This window comes from Haladaptatus paucihalophilus DX253 (assembly GCF_000376445.1).
Classification (GTDB): Archaea; Halobacteriota; Halobacteria; order Halobacteriales; family Haladaptataceae; genus Haladaptatus; species Haladaptatus paucihalophilus.
This window is the reverse complement of the sequence record NZ_AQXI01000001.1, coordinates 1309726-1326806: the sequence shown is the minus strand read 5'-3', so window position 1 is coordinate 1326806 and position 17081 is coordinate 1309726. Positions and strand designations below refer to the sequence as shown.

Here is a 17081-nt window from a genome sequence, read left to right as displayed (position 1 = left end):
CGTTCGGGAGAATAACGAGGCATGAGCGAGCAGGACGTAGACCTCTCGGCCGAAAAGTACGAAAAACATCGGGAGGCCGGTGAAATCCTCGCACAGGTGCGAGCGGAAGCCGCCGAGAAAGTCGATGTCGGCGTGACCCACCTCGAAGTCGCGGAGTTCGCGGAGGACCGCATCCGCGAACTCGGCGGGAAGCCCGCGTTCCCCGTGAACATCAGCATCGACGAGGAGGCGGCTCACGCGACGCCGGGAATCGACGACGAGACGACCTTCGGCGAAGACATGGTGAACCTCGACATCGGGGTCCACGTGGACGGATGGCTCGCCGACACCGCCATCACCGTGGACCTCTCGGGCCACGACGAACTAGCAGAGGCCAGCGCCGAAGCGCTCGACGCCGCGCTCGAACTCGTCGAACCCGGCGTCGAGACCGGCGAAATCGGGGCCGAAATCGAGTCCGTCATCGAGGGTTACGGCTACAATCCGGTCGTCAACCTCTCGGGGCACGGCCTCGCCCACTACGAACAGCACACGGAGCCGAACATCCCGAACCTCGGCGTCGAGCGCGGCGTCGAACTCCAAGTCGGTGACGTGGTTGCCATCGAACCGTTCGCCACGGACGGAACGGGAAAGGTCGGCGAAGGTGCCGAAGAGGAGATTTTCGCCCTCGAACGAGAATCCTCGGTCCGCGACCGAAGCGCCCGCCAGGCGCTCTCCCAGATCACCGAGGAGTTCCGAACGCTCCCCTTCGCTACCCGCTGGCTGGACGTCTCCCGACCGAAGATGGCGCTTCGACGCCTGAAGATGAACAACATCGTTCACGGCTACCCGGTGCTCAAAGAGGAGGACGGTTGTCTCGTCAGCCAGAAGGAACACTCGGTCATCGTCACCGAGGACGGGTGTGAAGTGTTCACCGAATAATCAGCGTCACCGCAGTCGTTATCTTCTGATACGTTCGCGTCGAACGAGCGTGAGAACGAGCGTAGCTTCGTCGGCAGTATGTATCGGTCGTCCCGTTACGCGTTGTTCATCCGCTGACTCTTCTCCTCACCACACGACTGACACCGTGTGACACGGTACGGCTCACGCGAGAACTCGGCGTTTTCCCGTTTTTTGCTCTCCGTTCGTATCTCGACGGAGACCGAGTGTGACGTTTCGCGGCCGCAGTTGTCGCACAGTTCCACCATCGCCGAGAACCCCTGATTTTTTGTTGCCATAGTGACTTCCTGTTCAGTTCGTACAACCCTTGACACGAGCATAAAAACCCCTCTCTGTTGGAGGGCGTTCGAACCGTTTATTCGGCCGCCGTCTTGCGATTTGACCAGATTATGGGTTCTGAGCGTCCCATTTCGTTTATAGACGCTGCTGAATCGTTAATGAGGGCGCAACGCTCTACAACAGCCGAATTATTTATATACCAGTTCAGGGGTTTAGACCGAGCAAGGCCGAGCGAATGAATACGAGCACCGGGATTATTTCGAGGCGGCCGATCCACATGTTCAGGATGAGCATTCCCTCACCAAACGACGACATCTTCGGGCCGACGATACCGGTCGAAAGGCCGACGTTTCCTTGGGCGCTCGCCACCTCGAACAGCGCATCCGCGTAACCGAATCCGGGAGCAACGTTGACGAGAAGGACGCTTCCGGTGATGAGGAGGATTATCCACAACATGCTCACGATGGCCGCCTCGCTGAACTCCTCGAACATCTGATCGCGTTTGAGAACTCGGTCGCCGATTCGCGTGTTGATAACCGCCGAGGAGGGGAGGAACACCCGGGTGAACTCCCACTGAATCCCCTTGCTGATCATGTAGCCGCGAATGATTTTGATGCCGCCGACGGTGCTTCCGGCGGCACCGCCGAGCACCATCGCGCCGCTGACGATGAGTTTCCCGCCCGGTCCCCAGTCGCCGATGTTGGACGACTGAAACCCCGTGCAGGTTAGCGCGCTCACGAACTGGAACGTGGAGTCGCGGGCCGCGTCTGCCGCCAGCGGCGACAGGCCGATGTCTTCGAGTCCGGCCCAGCCGATGGGGTGAAAGGCGGCGCTCGCGGACGGCAACGAGACGATGTTCTGGACCGAGAGCACGACGACACCCGCGCCGAAGATGATGAAGAGCCAGCGCGTCTGGGTGTCCGAAACCAGCGGCTTCGGGTCCCTATCGTGGAGCATGACGTAGTGAATCGGAAAGGCGATGGCACCGAGCGCCATTATCGGCAGGAGCACCGCCTCGACCAGCGGCGAGTGGTAGGATTGGATGGAGTTGTCCGTGACGCTGAACCCACCCGTCGAAAGCCCCGTCATGGCGTGATTGAGCGCCTGCCAGAACGCGTCGAACAGGGGGAGGTGCGGCTTGGCGACGACGATGGCGACGAACAGCGCCGCCACGGAGAGTACGGTGTAGAGCAGGAAGATACGCCACACCGTCTGGACGGTGTGAATGATGCTCGGATGAATCCGCTCTTCCCGCGCTTCCGCCCGGTAGAGCGCGTAACTCCCGCTCCCCGGCCGGGCGAGAATCGCCGTCGTGAGGACGATGACGCCGACCCCGCCGACCCACTGGATGAGCGACCGCCACCACTGGACCGCCCGCGGAAGCGTCGGTTCGTGCACCGCCATCGTCAGTCCGCTCCCGGTCCACCCGGACATGCTCTCGAAGACGGCGTGAAGCGGGTTCTGGAAGTACGCGAGGCTGGACATCGTGGTCGCGCCGCCGACGCGAATCGGGTCGTACGCCGCGCCGGACGGGACGTAGGTGTTCATCACCGAAACCGGCGTCAGATGCGCGGCGAAGAACAGGGGCAACGACCCGAAAATCGCGGTGGCGAACCAGCCTCCGGCGGCGATGACCATACCGTGTTTCATCACGGGGTCCGGCGCGTCCTCGAAGACGATGCGCGCCGCGCCACCGGCCGCGGCCGTGATTCCTCCGGCGATCAGGAACGCGAGCGCCGCGTACCACTCTTCGAACGCCAGCGCGAGGACGACGGTGAACGTCATCATCGCCGCCTGCATCAGTACGAGCGCACCCACGTCCCGAAGGATGGTTGCGAGGTGCGCCGGAACCCCGGCGACCGTTTTCCGTCGAACCATGTCAGTTGTGGTCCTCGTAGTGACCGAAGATGTCGGTCACTTCCGGCGTTGCTCCCTTCTCGGAGAAGACGGTGATGAGGTCGCCACCCCGAATCTCCGTGTTCCCGCGCGGGGTGATAACCTCGTCGTCCCGCTCGATTGCGACGACGAGCATCCCCTCGTCGAACAACTCGTCGTCCGCCGCGGCGGATAGGGTGAGTCCGGCGATGGGCGCGTAAGAGTCGACCGTGATTTCGAACACTTCTGCTCGGTCGCCGACCTTCATGTAATCCTTGATAGACGGGCGTTTGACGGCCCGATAGAGGTAATCCGCGATGAGTCGCTGGGGGTTCTCGATGACGTTCACGCCGATTTGGCGGAAGATGCTCATGTGTTCGGGATTGTGCACCACCGAGACGAGCGACGGGACTTCGAGTTCCTGTCCCAGCAGGCTGACCATGATGTTCGTCGCGTCCTGGTCGGTCGTGCTGATGAGCGCGTCCGCGCGTTCGGCACCCGCTTCCTCCAGCGTATCGAGGATGGTCGCGTCGTTGTTGAGGACGAGGCAGTCGAACTCCATCGAGGCGCGTTCCGCCCGCTCCGCGTCCTTCTCGATTACCACCACGTCGTTGCTGTTCTGTGTCGCAATGCTGATGAGCTGCGAGCCGATGTCGCCCGCACCGACGATGATGAGATACATTCGTTATGCCCCTCTCCGAAGCCATCGTTTGAAAAGATACTGTTGTCGCGTCATTCGGCTGAAACCCCGTCACAGGGTGGCAATCGGCGATGAGAGACGCGGTAAGACCCCCTTTCGACGCGGTTATGCACGAGTTAAACGGGCCATAACGCCGGTTTCTCGACGAGTCGAGGACATCGGAACCGTCCGTATCCATTTTTAAGTGAGGCGAGGAGCGTTCATTCGGGAAACCGGACGATATGGTGCGCTGGCGCGGGTTCGAGGTCCCCGCCCGGACGTACCAGCGACGAACCGATTTCGGCGGCCGCGCCGCGAGTCTGAAAACCTAAACCGGAGCCATGCGACATGCGGGTATGCAACAGGTCTTCGCACCGTGGCGGATGGAGTGGGTCGAACGCGACACCGACGAGGAGTTCGAAGGCTGTGTCTTCTGTGCCTTCCCGAAGCGGGACGACGACCGGGAACACCTCGTCGTCGCGCGGAACGACCACGCGGTGGTCATGCTGAACAACTACCCGTACAATCCGGGGCACGTGATGGTCATCCCGAACGAGCACGAACGCGACTACGCGGCGCTCGGCGAGGAAACGCTGCTCGGTCACGCGCGAATGAAACAGCGAACGTTCGACGCGATGGAAGCGGCGTTTTCGCCCGACGGCTTCAACGCCGGGCTGAACATCGGCGAGGGAAGCGGCGGTTCCATCGACCACCTCCACACGCACGTCGTCCCGCGCTGGACCGGCGACACGAACTTCATGCCCGTCATCTCGGACACGAAGGTCATCGTGGAAGGACTCGACGACACCTACGACAAACTCCACGCCGCGTTCGCCGAACAGGACGGCGCGACCGTTCCGGACGCGGATTCGGCGGTGTCGTTCGTGGACTGAGCGGGGTCTTCCGGGGGTCGCCGATATACCCATACGGCGGGCGGTCCAACTACGGACGATGAACCGGGCGGGGGCGATTCGGACCGCGGGTGCCGTCATCCTCACGGCGAACCTCATCTTAGCGCTCGCCAAGGGTGGCGTCTGGTTTCAGACCGGGAGCCTCGCGGTCGGGTCCGAGGCCATCAACAGCCTCTCGGACGCGATTTACAGTCTCGTCGTCCTCGCGGGACTGTACCTGACGACGCAACCGCCGGACTTCGAGCACCCGCACGGTCACGAGCGAATCGAGCCGTTCGTCTCATTGTTCGTCGCGCTCGGCGTGTTCGCGGCGGGTGGCTTGGTGCTCTACCGAGCCGCGAGTGCGATTTTCTCCGGGGACATCACGACGACGACGAGCTACCTCGCCGTGGGCGTCCTCGTCGGGAGCGGCGTCGTCAAGTACGCCCTCTTCCGCTACTGCTTGCGAATCGGCGAGGCGGTCAACTCGCCCGCCGTAATCGCGGCCGGACTGGACAACCGAAACGACATTTTGACGGCCGGGGCGGCGCTGGTCGGCGTTCTCGGCGGTCGAATCGGACTGCCCATCCTCGATCCGCTCGCGGCGGGAGTCGTCTCGTTCGGTATCCTCTACACCGGGTGGGAGATCGTCCGTGACAACGTTGACTATCTGGTCGGGCGGGCACCGCCGGAAGACCTCCGCGCGACAATCGTCCGGCGGGCGCTCTCGAACCCCGACGTGGAGGGCGTCCACGACGTCGTTGCCCACTACGTCGGCCCCGAAATCGACGTGAGCATGCACATCGAGGTCGAGGGCGACCGAACGCTCATCGAAGCCCACAACATCGAAACCGACGTCATCCGGTCCATTCGGGATATCCCGGAGGTGGACGACGTGTTCATCCACGTTGACCCGAAGGAACTCGGCGAGTGGAAATCCGACACCGAGGCCGACCGACTGGCGGAGACGACGATTCCGGAGGATGCGGAACGCCGTGAGGAACTGTCGGAGTGAGAGCATTCCGCACGCTTTTCATCCCTCGGGAATCGGGTATCGGTCTTTTCTACCGTGAATTAGTAGTTTCGAGCGTACTGCTATGACCTCCATCTTCGACAGACGAGCGATGTTGAAAGCGACGGGTACCGTGCTCGTCGGTGCTTCTCTCGGCGGCTGTTTGGCGGACGGAAACTCCGGGTCGGAGTCGGACGACTCACCCGCCGACGTCACCGTCGTCGTCGGTCCCGGCGGCGACCTGACGTTCGACCCCGACGACCTCGAAATCACCACCGGAACGACGGTCGCGTGGAAGTGGGAAGGGAACAACCACAACATCGTCGTGGAAGACCAACCCGACGGCGCGGACTGGAACGGCACGCCCGGCGCGGACACCAAAATCTACAACGAGGGCTATCGCTACACCTACACCTTCGACGTACCCGGAACGTACGACTACTACTGCAACCCCCACCGAGCGGCGGGCATGGTCGGCAGCATCACCGTCACGAAGGACGGAAAAGGTACGAACGGAACCGAAGACGGAACGGGAACCGACCCCGACAGGAAAGGAATCGAAGACGATGGGAAGGGGAGCGAAACCGGCGGACCCACGATTCCCGAAGACCACGCGACGACGGCCGACCTCCCCGTTCGGGTCGGTCTCGACGGCGACCGGACGTTCACGCCCGGAACGGAGCGCCCGCTCGTCGTTCCCGCGGGAACGGAAGTCACGTTCGTCTGGGAGACGGACGGGAACAACATCGTCGTGGAGGACCAGCCCCACGACGCGAGTTGGACCGGCACGCCCGGCGGCATGAGCAGGGTCTACGACGCGGAGTATCGCTACACGCACACCTTCGACGTGCCCGGAAAATACGAGTTCTACAGCGCCCCGTACGAGAGCGCGGGCATGACGGGAACGATATACGTCTCGAAGTGATGGTCTGACCGCTCCGAGAATCGTGCCGCGTCTTAGTCTCCGAGATCGACTTCGATTTTGTCACTGACAGCCCCGTCGAGGCGGGTCGTCACCACGCCGTCGGTGTACTCCGTGTCGAACGACCCCGACCACTCGACGCGCTCGCCCGCCGCGACGGCGCGCTCGATTATCGTGGACTCGTCATCGTCGGCGATGCCGGTCGTCGGCCAGTAGAGCGCGGCGAGGAATCGACCGTCGTTTTCCGAGACGTTTTTCACCACGAACGACAGGTCCACGCTGTACTGCTCGACCGTCGCGTCGAACGATTCGAGTTCGAACGTCGGCGCCGGTCGGCCGAGCGTCGCTACCGCATCGTCCGAAAGCTCCCACTCCGCCGTCTCGCCGCCGTACCGACAGCGAATCGCGGCCTCGCTCGCCTCGAGCGGCGACGGCGGTTCGAACGCCAGCCAGCCGACCGTCCCGGCGGCCATGGCATACGTGTTTCCGTACCGGATGTCGCCGCGTTCGGCGAGCGAACTCGTGTACGCACCCGTCGTCCGGTCCTCGATTTCGACCGCCGAATACGTCTTCCCGTCCGCGACGAGTTCGAAGGCGTCGTACGCCGGGTCGCCTCCGGCATCGACCGCGTTCCCCTGTTGGCTCTGCACCTCGGCGACGACGAACTGCGTTCCGTCCGACTGTAGCACCCCACCCGAACCCATGATGGACTCGTAGGTAATCGCCTTTCCGACGGTCGGGTTTGCAACGGCAACGCGCACCTCGCCGAGGGACTTCACCGACGACTCCGGCAGGGAAAAGGAGGCGTTTTCGGCGGTGGTCGTGTCGGGCGGGACGTCGCCGGTCGTCGATTCGTCCGTGGTGTCGGTCGATGTGGTCTCGGTGTCGGTCGGTACGGACGATTGGCTTCCGGTCCCGCCCGGACTCTCGCCGAGACAGCCCGCGAGTCCGGCGGACAGCGCGCCGACCGTGGCGAGGAGTTGGCGTCGGTTGGAGGGCATCGGTCACGAATTTTACGTATCCGGGTATATGTTTTCTGTCTGTGACTGTCCCGAAACTGTCTCCTTCGGTCTCGTTCTGGTGGGTCCGTTGCTGATGGTTTCGATGACGAAGAATCGTTCTCGAAAGCCCCCGTCCACTCGCTACGAGGTGGTGTTGGTTTTTCTGTGACTACAAATACAGACGTCAATGAAACCGCAACAGCACCGCGACAACCACACCCTCCCCAACCGATTCGCTTCGCTCATCCCTCGAGCGCTTCACCGGGGCGACTCGGACGAGATGTCCTCGTCGTCCCGCCAGCACACGCCAGAATGGATAACTCGATTCCACGAAACTCTCTCAAAATCGGCTTTCGAAAAACATCGTTTCAGAATGGCTCTGTTCCTCAGACCGGCGTTCCGAACGCGTAGACGGTCTGGTGGCTGGTGACTTCCACGTCGAGGAAGTCGCCGGGTTCGATGCCGTGTTCGGTGGCGTTCTGGACGATGATTTGGCGGTAGGCCTCGTCGCGGCACTTGACGGAATCGCCGGTGCCCTCCTCGACGACCATGACGCGCTTTTCGGTGCCGACCATCTCGTCGTAGGCCGCGCCCACGATGTCCATCTTGAGTTCGGACATCTCCTTGGAGCGCTCCTTTTTCTTGGTGCCGCCGAGACCCTTCATCTTCGCAGCGTCGGTGTTCGGGCGCTTCGAGAAGCGGGTGACGTTCAGCTTCTCGGGGCGCGTCTCGCGGAGGAGCGCCATGCTCTGTTCGTGGTCGTCGTCGGTTTCGGTCGGGAAGCCGACGATGAAGTCCGTCGAGAGCGTCCAGTAGTCGAGGTACTCGTCGAACGTTTCGACGATTTCCACGTACTCCTCGACCTGGTGCTGGCGGCGCATGTCACCGAGCACGTCGTTCGACCCGGACTGGACTGGCGCGTGGATGAAGTTGTACAGTTCGTCGTTCTCGGCGAACACTTGCGCGAGTTCCTCGCGGATGCCGTGGACGCCCTTCGGGTTCGCCATGCCGACGCGGACCCGGAAGTCGCCCTCGATTTCGTTGCAGATGCGGTCGAGCAGGACGTGGAGTTTCCGCTCGCCGCGGTCCCAGCCGTAGACGCCGGTGTCCTGTCCGGTAATCCTGAGTTCCTTCGCACCCGCGTGAACGAGCGCGCGGGCCTTCTCGACGTTTTCCTCGACGGAGGGCGAGTCGATTTTGCCCGTCGCGTGCTTCGTGATGCAGTACGAACAGTCGGACATACAGCCGCGGGCGATGGGCAGGATGCCGACCACGCCGTCCAGCACGGGTTCGACGCCCGGTCCGGGGGTCGGACACTCGCCGTTCGTGACCGCCGTCGGAACGTCGTCCCAGTGCATGATTTGGGCGTCCACGTCCTCGGTTCGGAATTCGTCGCCCTGCGCCAGCGCCATACACCCCGTGATGATGAGGTCCGCCGTCTCCGATTGCAGTTCTTTCGCCCGGCGAACCATGTTCCGCTCCGTCTTCTCCACGACAGTACATGTGTTCATTATCGCAACGTCGGCCTGCTCGGGACCCTCGACGCGGTAGTGGCCAGCGTCGCGCAGTGCGGACTCTATCTGGCGACTCTCGCCGCGATTCGAGGTACAGCCGTACGTTTCGATGTGATACCGGGCCATTCACTCCTCGATTTCGGCTACGCGGGCAAAAGGGCGACGGTTGTGTGCCAAACCGTGCGAGAAGCGCGCGACGAATCGTGAAGAAAGCTTATTATTTCCTATTGGGAAGCGGGTGTAATGCGCTCTCCATCACGGCGGGATTTTCTCGCCGCCCTCGGCACTACCGCGACCATCACCGCGACCGCTGGTTGTGCGTCCACCGAATCGCGGTCGGACGACGCCGCCTACGCAGCGGGTGACCGACCCGACTGGCCGACGGCCGGACACGACGGGGTGAACACCGGCTACAATCCGAAGGGCCACGGCCCGCGTTCAACCCCGAAAATAGCGTGGAAGACGCGCCTCGGGATGACGACCGGGCCGCCGGTCGCCGCCGCCGACCGGGTCTTCGTCCCGGACGCGAAGAAGCTCGTCTGCTACGACGCGGCGGACGGAACGCAACGCTGGGAGTACGAACCCCCGGGCGACGGAAACATCTGGTCGGCACCGACCGTCAGGGACGGAACCGCCTACGTGAGCGGCCCCGACGAATCGGTGACGGCGGTGGACGTGAAATCGGGAACGAAACAACTGATGTTCGAGACCACGGGCTACGTCTCCGGTTCGCCGCGGCTCGATTCCGACGGCGAGTCGCTGTTCGTCGGGACGAGCGACGGCTGGATTCACTGCTTCGATTTGGAGGAGAACGAGGAGCGCTGGCGACAGCAGGCGTACGGGGAGATAGACGCGCCGCTGGCGGTGGCCCACGACCGAACGCTGTTCGCCACGACGTACTGGGGGGAGGTGTACGCCTTTTCGGCCACGAACGGCGGCCGGATGTGGCGGCGGAAACTCCCGAGTATCATCACTGCCGCGCCGACGCTCGTCGAGCAGTCGCTGTACGTCCCCGGTTTCAAGGGACAGGTGTTCTGTCTCGACACCAACGCGGGGGCGGGCGGCACGAAGTGGAAGACGGAACGCGGTGGCAACGTTTCGACGCACCTCGCCATCGCTGGCGGGACGATTTTCGGCGTCACGGGCGACAAACTTCACGCCATCGACGCCGACTCCGGGGAGTCCCGCTGGTCGTTCGGACTGACGGACACCAGTTCGTGTTCACCGGCGGTCGCGGGGGATACCGTTTACGTCGGTGACGGAAGCGGGACCGTGTACGGCATCAAAACGAACGGCGGGTCCGGCGTCGGCGACACCCGATTCGGCGCGAAGCGGTGGAAACTCCGTCTCGACGGACGGATTCGGGACGCCTTCGCCGTCGCGGATGGAACGCTGTTCGCCGCCACCGATTCGAGCGACAACGCGCCGATGTTGTACGCGCTCCGAGAGGAGTGAGTTCCCGGCGAATCCTGTCATCGGTCCCGCAGTTGACGGTAATGGTTCGTATCCTCGGACCCGGAGGGGGTTGAATTCGGGGAGAAAGCTGACTTTTCCGGAGTCTTTCGTTTTCGTTTCGATTGTTCGATTTCTGCCACCTCCTCGAAACGTGTTCCTTCTTTCGAACAGTAACGGCCGCGGAATGGTGCCGAACTCATTCGCCGTTACTTCGCCACGTCCCCGATTTAGGCGGCCAACAACAAACTGGCTGTAGTCCAAGCATATGTGATGAACCACGCGCCTGCGTGGGGAGAGAAACGAACATGACACAGCACGATATCTTCACCGGTACCGTCTTACAAGCAGGTGGGCTTCCACCGTGGGTCCAAGACCCCCTCACGGGGTTCGTCGCGTTCCTGCCGCGACTGGTCGGGGCGGTCGTCGTCCTGCTCATCGGGTGGGTCATCGGCCGCGGCGCGGCGGCCGTCGTCCGCCGGGTTTCGGACCGAATCGAACTCGACAGGATGGTCCTCGACACGCCGCTCGGGCGGATGCTCGGGGGAACCGAAGGGTCGGTCGCTAGTGCGTTCGGCAAACTAGCCGCGTGGTTCGTCTACGCGCTCGCCATCCTCGCGGCAGCGAACGTGCTCGCCATCCCCAGACTATCGTTGTGGGTCGCAACGGCGGTGTCGTACCTGCCAGCGCTTATCGCCGGACTGTTGGTCATCATCCTGGGGTTCATCGTGGCCGACTTCATCGGCGACGCCATCATGCGAACTCGCGCGGCGACCCACACCGACTACACGGTCTGGTTCGCCACGGGAACTCGGATGTTCCTGTACTTCACCGCCATCGTCATCGGGTTGGACACGATGGGCATCAGCGTCGGCATCCTGTACGTCTTCGCGCGTGCCCTGGCGTGGGGCCTCGCGGCCGCCATCGCCATCGGCGTCGGCGTCTCCTTCGGTTGGGGTGGCCGCGATTACGTGGCGAGCCACATCGACGGGTGGATGAGCAGCGCACGCGAGGGAACGCCCAGTCCGCAACCGAGCGACGACGACTGAAACGGGACGGTCCGCGGGTGACCTCCCGCGGACCCATCCGAGGACCCTATCCGCGGAAATCCTCGACGATTTCGACGCCGCTGCTCGCGCCGATGCGCTCGGCACCGGCGTCGAGCATCGCCTTCGCTTTTTCGTAATCGCCGATGCCGCCGCTCGCCTTGACGGGGAGGTACTCGGCCATCAGTTCCACGTCCTCGACTTCCGCGCCACCGTCCGCGAATCCAGTGGAAGTCTTGACGAACGCCGCGTCCGCCTCCTTCGCCAATCGGCAGGCGTCGTGTTTCTCCTCGTCGGTGAGGAGCGCCGTCTCGATGATGACCTTCACCGGAATCGGGACGGCGGCGACGACTTCCTCGATATCCGCCCGCACCGCGTCGTGGTCGCCCGCCGTCAGTCGCCCGACGTTGATGACCATATCCAGTTCGTCCGCGCCGTCGTCCCACGCGCCGACCGCTTCGTCGCGCTTGGCGTCGGTCGCGTGCTGGCCGTGCGGGAACCCGACGACGGTTGCGAGCGTCACGTCCGGGGCGTACTCGGCGGCCTCCGCCACGTAGCACGGCGGGATGCAGGCGTTCATTCCGTACTCCTCGGCGTCATCGAGCACGGCTTCCACGTCCGCGAGGGTCGTCTCCGGTCCCAACACCGTGTGGTCGATTTTTGCAGCGAGTTCTGATTCGTTCATAGCGGGGAGGATGGCCCGCCCCGGTAAAAATCCCGCTATCGTCGGGACACGACCCACAGCACCGTCCCGAGTCCGACGAGCAACAGCGTGTACGACCCGGCGGCGATGGCGGCGTTCGTGACCGACGAATAGCCGTCGATTTGGAACGTGATTGCCTTGCGGACCAGCGCGATGATGCCCGCGTAAACCGTCGCTCGCACGACGCCGACTTCGCCCTCGGACTCCACGTAGGCGATGACCGTCCGATAGATTTCGGCGACGATGAACAACAGCAACACGATATCGACCAGTTCGATGAGGGTTCGCGGGTCGGTCGCACGACCGGCGCGAAGAAAAGAGAGCGCGAGGAACCCGAAATCGAGGAGGCCGACGACGAACAGGCCGACGAGCAGATAGGCGGCGACGAGTTCGGCGACGCGCATCACCGACTCCGAGGCGGCTATCGGCGTGTCGAGGTCCATGTTTCCCGTGCAACTGCCGCCACCGTAGAATTTCCGCCGGACTATCTTTTTCACTCCGATAGTCGTAGGGGTTCACATGAACGACCCTGCTATCACGCCCGCCGTCACCGCCGTCGCGGACGACATCGCCGAGATGGAGATCCGCGGCGCGGCGGCCATCGCCGACGCGGCGGCCGCGGCCATCGGCGAGCAGGCGCAAGCCAGCGAGGCCGACACCCCGGAGGAGTTCCGGGCGGAGATTCGCGCCGCCGCCCGGCGACTCCACGAAACCCGGCCGACCGCGGTGAGCCTCCCGAACGCCCTGCGCTACGTCTTGCAGGGGATGGAAGGGAACACCGTGGCGGAACTGCGAGACAGCATCGTGGCGACCGTCGTGGAGTTCCGTCGGGAACTCGACCAAGCGCAGGACAACCTCGGGCAAATCGGCGCGAACCGCCTCCGCGACGGCGACACCATCATGACCCATTGTCACTCGACTGACGCGCTCTCTTGCGTCCGCCACGCGCTGAACGACGGCAAGGATATCAGCGCCATCGTGAAGGAAACCCGACCACGGAAGCAAGGCCACATCACCGCCCGCCAACTGCGCGACTGGGACGTGCCCGTTACCCTCATCGTGGACAACGCGGCCCGACGGTATCTGAACGACGCGGACCACGTTCTCGTCGGCGCGGACTCCATCGCCGCCGACGGGAGCGTCATCAACAAGATCGGCACGTCTGGATTGGCCGTCAACGCCCGCGAACGCGGCGTTCCCATCATGGTCGCCGCACAGACGCTGAAACTCCATCCGGGGACGATGACGGGCCACACCGTCGAAATCGAGATGCGAGACGAGCGGGAGGTCCTCCCCGACGCGGAACGCGAGGCGGTGGGCGACGTGCGCGTCGAGAACCCGGCGTTCGACGTGACGCCGCCGCGATACGTGGACGCCATCGTCACCGAACGCGGACAGTTTCCGCCGGAGAGCATCGTGACGCTGATGCGCGAGCTGTTCGGGGACCAACAGAACGGTGAACCGTGGGACGAACGATCCTGACGCGACTGATTCACCCGAGTCGATGCTCTTCTCCACGGGCGGAGCACCACCGAACGGAACGGATTCCGCCGAGTCGTTAAGTCGGTAGCAGTGCTAAAGGGAACGGTACCATGGCTGTCATTGCAGAACTCACCCTCCAGTCGAAGAGCTTTCCGCTCGGGGACCTCCTGACCACGGGAACGGACATCCACATCGAGTTCGAGCGCGTCGTTCCGGTCGGCCCGCGCGTCGTTCCGGTTTTCTGGGCGTGGGGGGACGACCTGTCGGATTTCGAAACGCGGGTACGTGACGGGTCGTACGTCAACGACCTCACGGAACTCGACCGCGTGGACGACCGCGTTCTCTATCTAATGGATTGGGAGATTCCCGACGAAGCCTTCCTCGAAGGGTTACAGGAGACGAACAGCATCATCAGAACCGCGGAAGGCTACGACGACGAGGACTGGTCGTTCGAACTGCTCTTTCCGTCGTACGACGACCTCTCCGAGTTCCACAACTACAGCCTCGAAAACGACGTCGAGTACACCCTCGGTCGCATCTATACGCTCAGGGAAGTCGGGAAAAATCGACCGCCCCTGTCGCTGACCGAGGAACAACGGGAGGCGTTGCTCCTCGCACTCCAACGGGGATATTTCTCCACGCCGAGTCGTGTGACCCTCGACGAGTTGGCGACGGAACTGGACATCAGCCAACAGGCGCTGTCCGAGCGGATTCGTCGCGGAAACGAGTCCCTCCTCGAACAGACGCTTTTGGGAGCGGACGACGGCAACAAGCATGAATGACTTGTCACGACCGATCTCGCTTATAAATGTATTGTTCGAACAAGCAGACCCTTGAACAGAAACCATCCGCTAGCGTAGACATAGATACACGATGGTGAACTCCGACTCTCGGCGACGTTCCGCGCTGTCGGTGGACGACATCATGGACATCACGGCCGAACCGTATCGGCGCCGGATTCTCTCTCACCTGTCGTCCATCCCCGAAGATCGGTGTTCGGTCGCAGAACTGATCGACGCTCTCCAGTCGAAGGGAACCGGAGACGACCCCTCCGAAAAGCGGTTGCGCCAACGACTGCACCACATCCACCTCCCGAAACTCCACGACCTCGGCCTCATCGGGTACGACGACGAGGAAAACGACGTTCGATACATCGGGTCTCCGCGGCTGGAATCCTTTCTCGACCAGATGGAGTCGCCCGGTGACGATGCCCCGGACGAGGATTCGTAACGCGGTGCGCTCGCCGTCGGTGGTTCGTAGCGCCTGACGTGACACACGCGGGGAGTGCAGCGAGGGGGCGAGTGGAGCCGAGCGGTCGGCACGAAGGGAGCACACAGACCGCAAACCTTTCCATACCTCCGTTCGCGTGTCGGTGTATGGTACTGCCGGACGGGTTCGCGTTCCCCCCCATTTCGTATCTTCTCCCGCTTTTGCTGGCGGTCGGTGTCGTCATCTGGCTGCTCTGGCGTTCGGAACCGACCATCTCGGAGCGGACCGTCGTGTCGCTCGCGCCGTGGATGGTCGTCGGTGCGGGGCTGAACGCGCTGTATCAACTCCCGGAATCGCCGATTCCGGACGTCTTCCTCCCGTTCTTCGGGACTCCCGCGGTCTATCTCACGACGTTCGCCGTAGCCGGGGCCGTCTGGTTGCTCTCGATTCATCGTCTCCGAGCCCCCGTTCCCCGTGTGCTCGCCGGTACCGGGCTCGTGGGCGTCGCGGTCGTCCTCCTCGTCGCACTCTGGTACGGCGTCCAGCACGACAGTCTCCGCCTGTTCTGGCCGTTCGTGGCGCTCGTCGTCGCGGTGATTCTGACCGGACTCCTCTGGGCGGCGACCCAGTTCTTCTATCCCGACGTCGCCATCATCACGGGAGCGGTCGGCGTCCTCACGCTGTTCGCCCACGCCTTGGATTCCGTCTCGACCGCGGTCGGTATCGACGTGCTCGGCTTCGGCGAGCGCACGCCGCTCTCGCAAGCCATCCTCGAAATCGCCCACTCGCTCCCGACGGCGGACTCGTTCGGCGTCGGGTGGCTGTTCGTCGTCGTGAAACTCGCCATCGCGGAGTTCGTCGTCCTGCTATTCGCGGATTACGTCTCCAGCGAACCGACCGAGGGCTACCTCCTGCTCGGCGTCGTCGCGGCGGTCGGACTGGGGCCGGGCGCGCACAACCTCATCCTGTTCGCGGTCACGGGCTGATAGGGATTCTCGTAGCCAACTGGACTGTTCTCCATCGAGGGCCCACGCCGCGTTTCGATTCCGGGACGGGAAATAGACTTCTACGATACTCCCCGTGAGTCGTCACGTTCCCGGCCACGGAGAAAGTCGTCAGGATTTTTTACTACTGCGGGGTAACAAGAGGGATATGCCGCCCACGAACCGCTTTAGGAGTGTGCTATGGTTCGAGTCGTAACCGCGGGCCACATCAACTGGGACGTGACGCTCAGAGTGGACGCCCTCCCCGACCCCGACGGCGAAGCCCGTATCTCCTCACAGCGGCGCTCCGGCGGCGGCAGTGCCGCGAACGTCGCCGCCGCCCTCGCGGGGATGGACGTCTCGACCGGGCTGGTCGGGAGCATCGGCTCCGACGAACACGGCTTGCTGGTTCGAAACGAACTCACGAGCGTCGGGGTGGACTGCACGCACGTCATCGAAGTCGCGGGTGTCGAGACCACGACGAAGTACCTCATCGTGGACGAACGCGGCGAGGTGATGGTGCTCGGAAACGAGGGAGCGAACGAAATCATCTCGCCCGAGGACATCGACTCCGAGTACGTCAGGTCGGCGGAACACCTCCACCTGACCAGCCAGCGCCCGGACACGGCGGCCGAACTCGCTCGAATCGCCACCGAGGCGGACATGTCAGTGAGTTTCGACCCCGGCCGTCGTCTCGGCGAACGGGACTTCTCGCGGGCGTTGGCCTACTCGGATATCGTCTTCCTGAACGACCGCGAAGCGGCGACCATTTTGGACAGCGATTTGGAACACCCGTCGTCGGAGCTACACGGCCGGGTCGTCGTCATCAAGCACGGACGCAAGGGCGCGCGGGTCGATACGACCGACGGCGTTTACACCCATCCCGGGTTCGTCGTCGAATCGGTCGATTCGACCGGCGCTGGCGACGCTTTCGCGGCCGGGTTCATCACCACTCTACTCGATTCGCACGACTACGAACAAGCGCTGGAGTTCGCCAACGCCTGCGGCGCGCTGACTTCGATGGCGTCCGGGGCGCGAACGGCCCCCACGCGCGAGCGCGTCGAGGCGTTTCTCGATGAACAGTTCTGACTGCTCGGC

18 protein-coding genes are annotated in these 17081 nt (G+C 63.3%); 11 read left to right on the top strand and 7 right to left on the bottom strand.

Features of this window, described 5'->3' with window-relative positions; translation table 11 throughout:
• Window positions 1-21 precede the first annotated feature (21 nt).
• The gene (map, locus tag B208_RS0107470) at window positions 22-918 is read left to right on the top strand and encodes a type II methionyl aminopeptidase (RefSeq protein ID WP_007983601.1); all 897 of its coding nucleotides are present in this window, start codon (window positions 22-24) and stop codon (window positions 916-918) included.
• A 95-nt stretch (window positions 919-1013) separates the two neighbouring features.
• Here map and B208_RS0107465 read toward each other — a convergent pair whose 3' ends face one another.
• From B208_RS0107465 to B208_RS0107455, 3 genes are all read right to left on the bottom strand, one after another.
• Window positions 1014-1214 (bottom strand): DUF7835 family putative zinc beta-ribbon protein, encoded by a 201-nt coding sequence (locus tag B208_RS0107465; RefSeq protein ID WP_007983599.1) that lies wholly within the window; start codon window positions 1212-1214, stop codon window positions 1014-1016.
• A 205-nt stretch (window positions 1215-1419) separates the two neighbouring features.
• Window positions 1420-3093, bottom strand: coding sequence for a TrkH family potassium uptake protein (locus B208_RS0107460; protein WP_007983597.1), 1674 nt, complete (start codon window positions 3091-3093; stop codon window positions 1420-1422).
• 1 nt (window position 3094) lies between these two features.
• Window positions 3095-3772 carry a potassium channel family protein gene (locus B208_RS0107455; RefSeq protein WP_007983596.1) on the bottom strand — a complete coding sequence of 226 codons (678 nt, stop codon included), beginning with the start codon at window positions 3770-3772 and terminating at the stop codon, window positions 3095-3097.
• 353 nt (window positions 3773-4125) lie between these two features.
• Between B208_RS0107455 and B208_RS0107445 the strand changes: the two genes are divergently transcribed.
• From B208_RS0107445 to B208_RS0107435, 3 genes are all read left to right on the top strand, one after another.
• Entirely contained in the window at window positions 4126-4662 is a 537-nt protein-coding gene (locus tag B208_RS0107445; protein WP_007983594.1) for an HIT family protein, read from the top strand.
• A gap of 58 nt (window positions 4663-4720) precedes the next feature.
• On the top strand, window positions 4721-5674 hold the full coding sequence (locus B208_RS0107440; protein ID WP_007983591.1) for a cation diffusion facilitator family transporter: 954 nt from the start codon (window positions 4721-4723) through the stop codon (window positions 5672-5674).
• Window positions 5675-5756: 82 nt separating this feature from the next.
• On the top strand, window positions 5757-6596 hold the full coding sequence (locus tag B208_RS0107435; protein ID WP_007983590.1) for a plastocyanin/azurin family copper-binding protein: 840 nt from the start codon (window positions 5757-5759) through the stop codon (window positions 6594-6596).
• Between the two features lie 32 nt (window positions 6597-6628).
• Here the strand turns inward: B208_RS0107435 and B208_RS0107430 are convergent, their stop codons facing one another.
• Complete coding sequence (locus tag B208_RS0107430; RefSeq protein WP_007983588.1) at window positions 6629-7594, bottom strand: hypothetical protein; 966 nt, start codon at window positions 7592-7594, stop codon at window positions 6629-6631.
• Window positions 7595-7980: 386 nt separating this feature from the next.
• Complete coding sequence (locus tag B208_RS0107425; RefSeq protein WP_007983585.1) at window positions 7981-9234, bottom strand: tRNA (N(6)-L-threonylcarbamoyladenosine(37)-C(2))-methylthiotransferase; 1254 nt, start codon at window positions 9232-9234, stop codon at window positions 7981-7983.
• Between the two features lie 117 nt (window positions 9235-9351).
• Here B208_RS0107425 and B208_RS0107420 point away from each other — a divergent pair, with 117 nt between their 5' ends.
• A complete protein-coding gene (locus tag B208_RS0107420) occupies window positions 9352-10563 on the top strand; it encodes an outer membrane protein assembly factor BamB family protein (protein WP_007983583.1) in 1212 nt (403 codons plus the stop codon).
• 305 nt (window positions 10564-10868) lie between these two features.
• Window positions 10869-11609 carry a mechanosensitive ion channel family protein gene (locus tag B208_RS0107415; RefSeq protein ID WP_007983581.1) on the top strand — a complete coding sequence of 247 codons (741 nt, stop codon included), beginning with the start codon at window positions 10869-10871 and terminating at the stop codon, window positions 11607-11609.
• A gap of 46 nt (window positions 11610-11655) precedes the next feature.
• Here B208_RS0107415 and deoC read toward each other — a convergent pair whose 3' ends face one another.
• Both deoC and B208_RS0107405 read right to left on the bottom strand, forming a co-directional pair.
• Entirely contained in the window at window positions 11656-12291 is a 636-nt protein-coding gene (deoC, locus tag B208_RS0107410) for a deoxyribose-phosphate aldolase (protein WP_007983578.1), read from the bottom strand.
• 35 nt (window positions 12292-12326) lie between these two features.
• Complete coding sequence (locus B208_RS0107405) at window positions 12327-12752, bottom strand: phosphate-starvation-inducible PsiE family protein (protein ID WP_018128795.1); 426 nt, start codon at window positions 12750-12752, stop codon at window positions 12327-12329.
• Window positions 12753-12828: 76 nt separating this feature from the next.
• Here B208_RS0107405 and B208_RS0107400 point away from each other — a divergent pair, with 76 nt between their 5' ends.
• The 5 genes from B208_RS0107400 (at window position 12829) to B208_RS0107380 (ending at window position 17072) form a co-directional block, all read left to right on the top strand.
• The gene (locus B208_RS0107400; RefSeq protein ID WP_007983574.1) at window positions 12829-13791 is read left to right on the top strand and encodes a ribose 1,5-bisphosphate isomerase; all 963 of its coding nucleotides are present in this window, start codon (window positions 12829-12831) and stop codon (window positions 13789-13791) included.
• Between the two features lie 110 nt (window positions 13792-13901).
• Window positions 13902-14573, top strand: a complete 672-nt coding sequence (locus tag B208_RS0107395) for a helix-turn-helix domain-containing protein (protein ID WP_007983572.1) — start codon at window positions 13902-13904, stop codon at window positions 14571-14573.
• Between the two features lie 91 nt (window positions 14574-14664).
• Window positions 14665-15021, top strand: a complete 357-nt coding sequence (locus tag B208_RS0107390) for a DUF7344 domain-containing protein (protein ID WP_007983570.1) — start codon at window positions 14665-14667, stop codon at window positions 15019-15021.
• Window positions 15022-15167: 146 nt separating this feature from the next.
• Entirely contained in the window at window positions 15168-15986 is an 819-nt protein-coding gene (locus B208_RS0107385; RefSeq protein ID WP_007983568.1) for a DUF63 family protein, read from the top strand.
• Between the two features lie 198 nt (window positions 15987-16184).
• Window positions 16185-17072, top strand: coding sequence for a carbohydrate kinase family protein (locus tag B208_RS0107380; protein ID WP_007983567.1), 888 nt, complete (start codon window positions 16185-16187; stop codon window positions 17070-17072).
• Window positions 17073-17081: the final 9 nt, after the last annotated feature.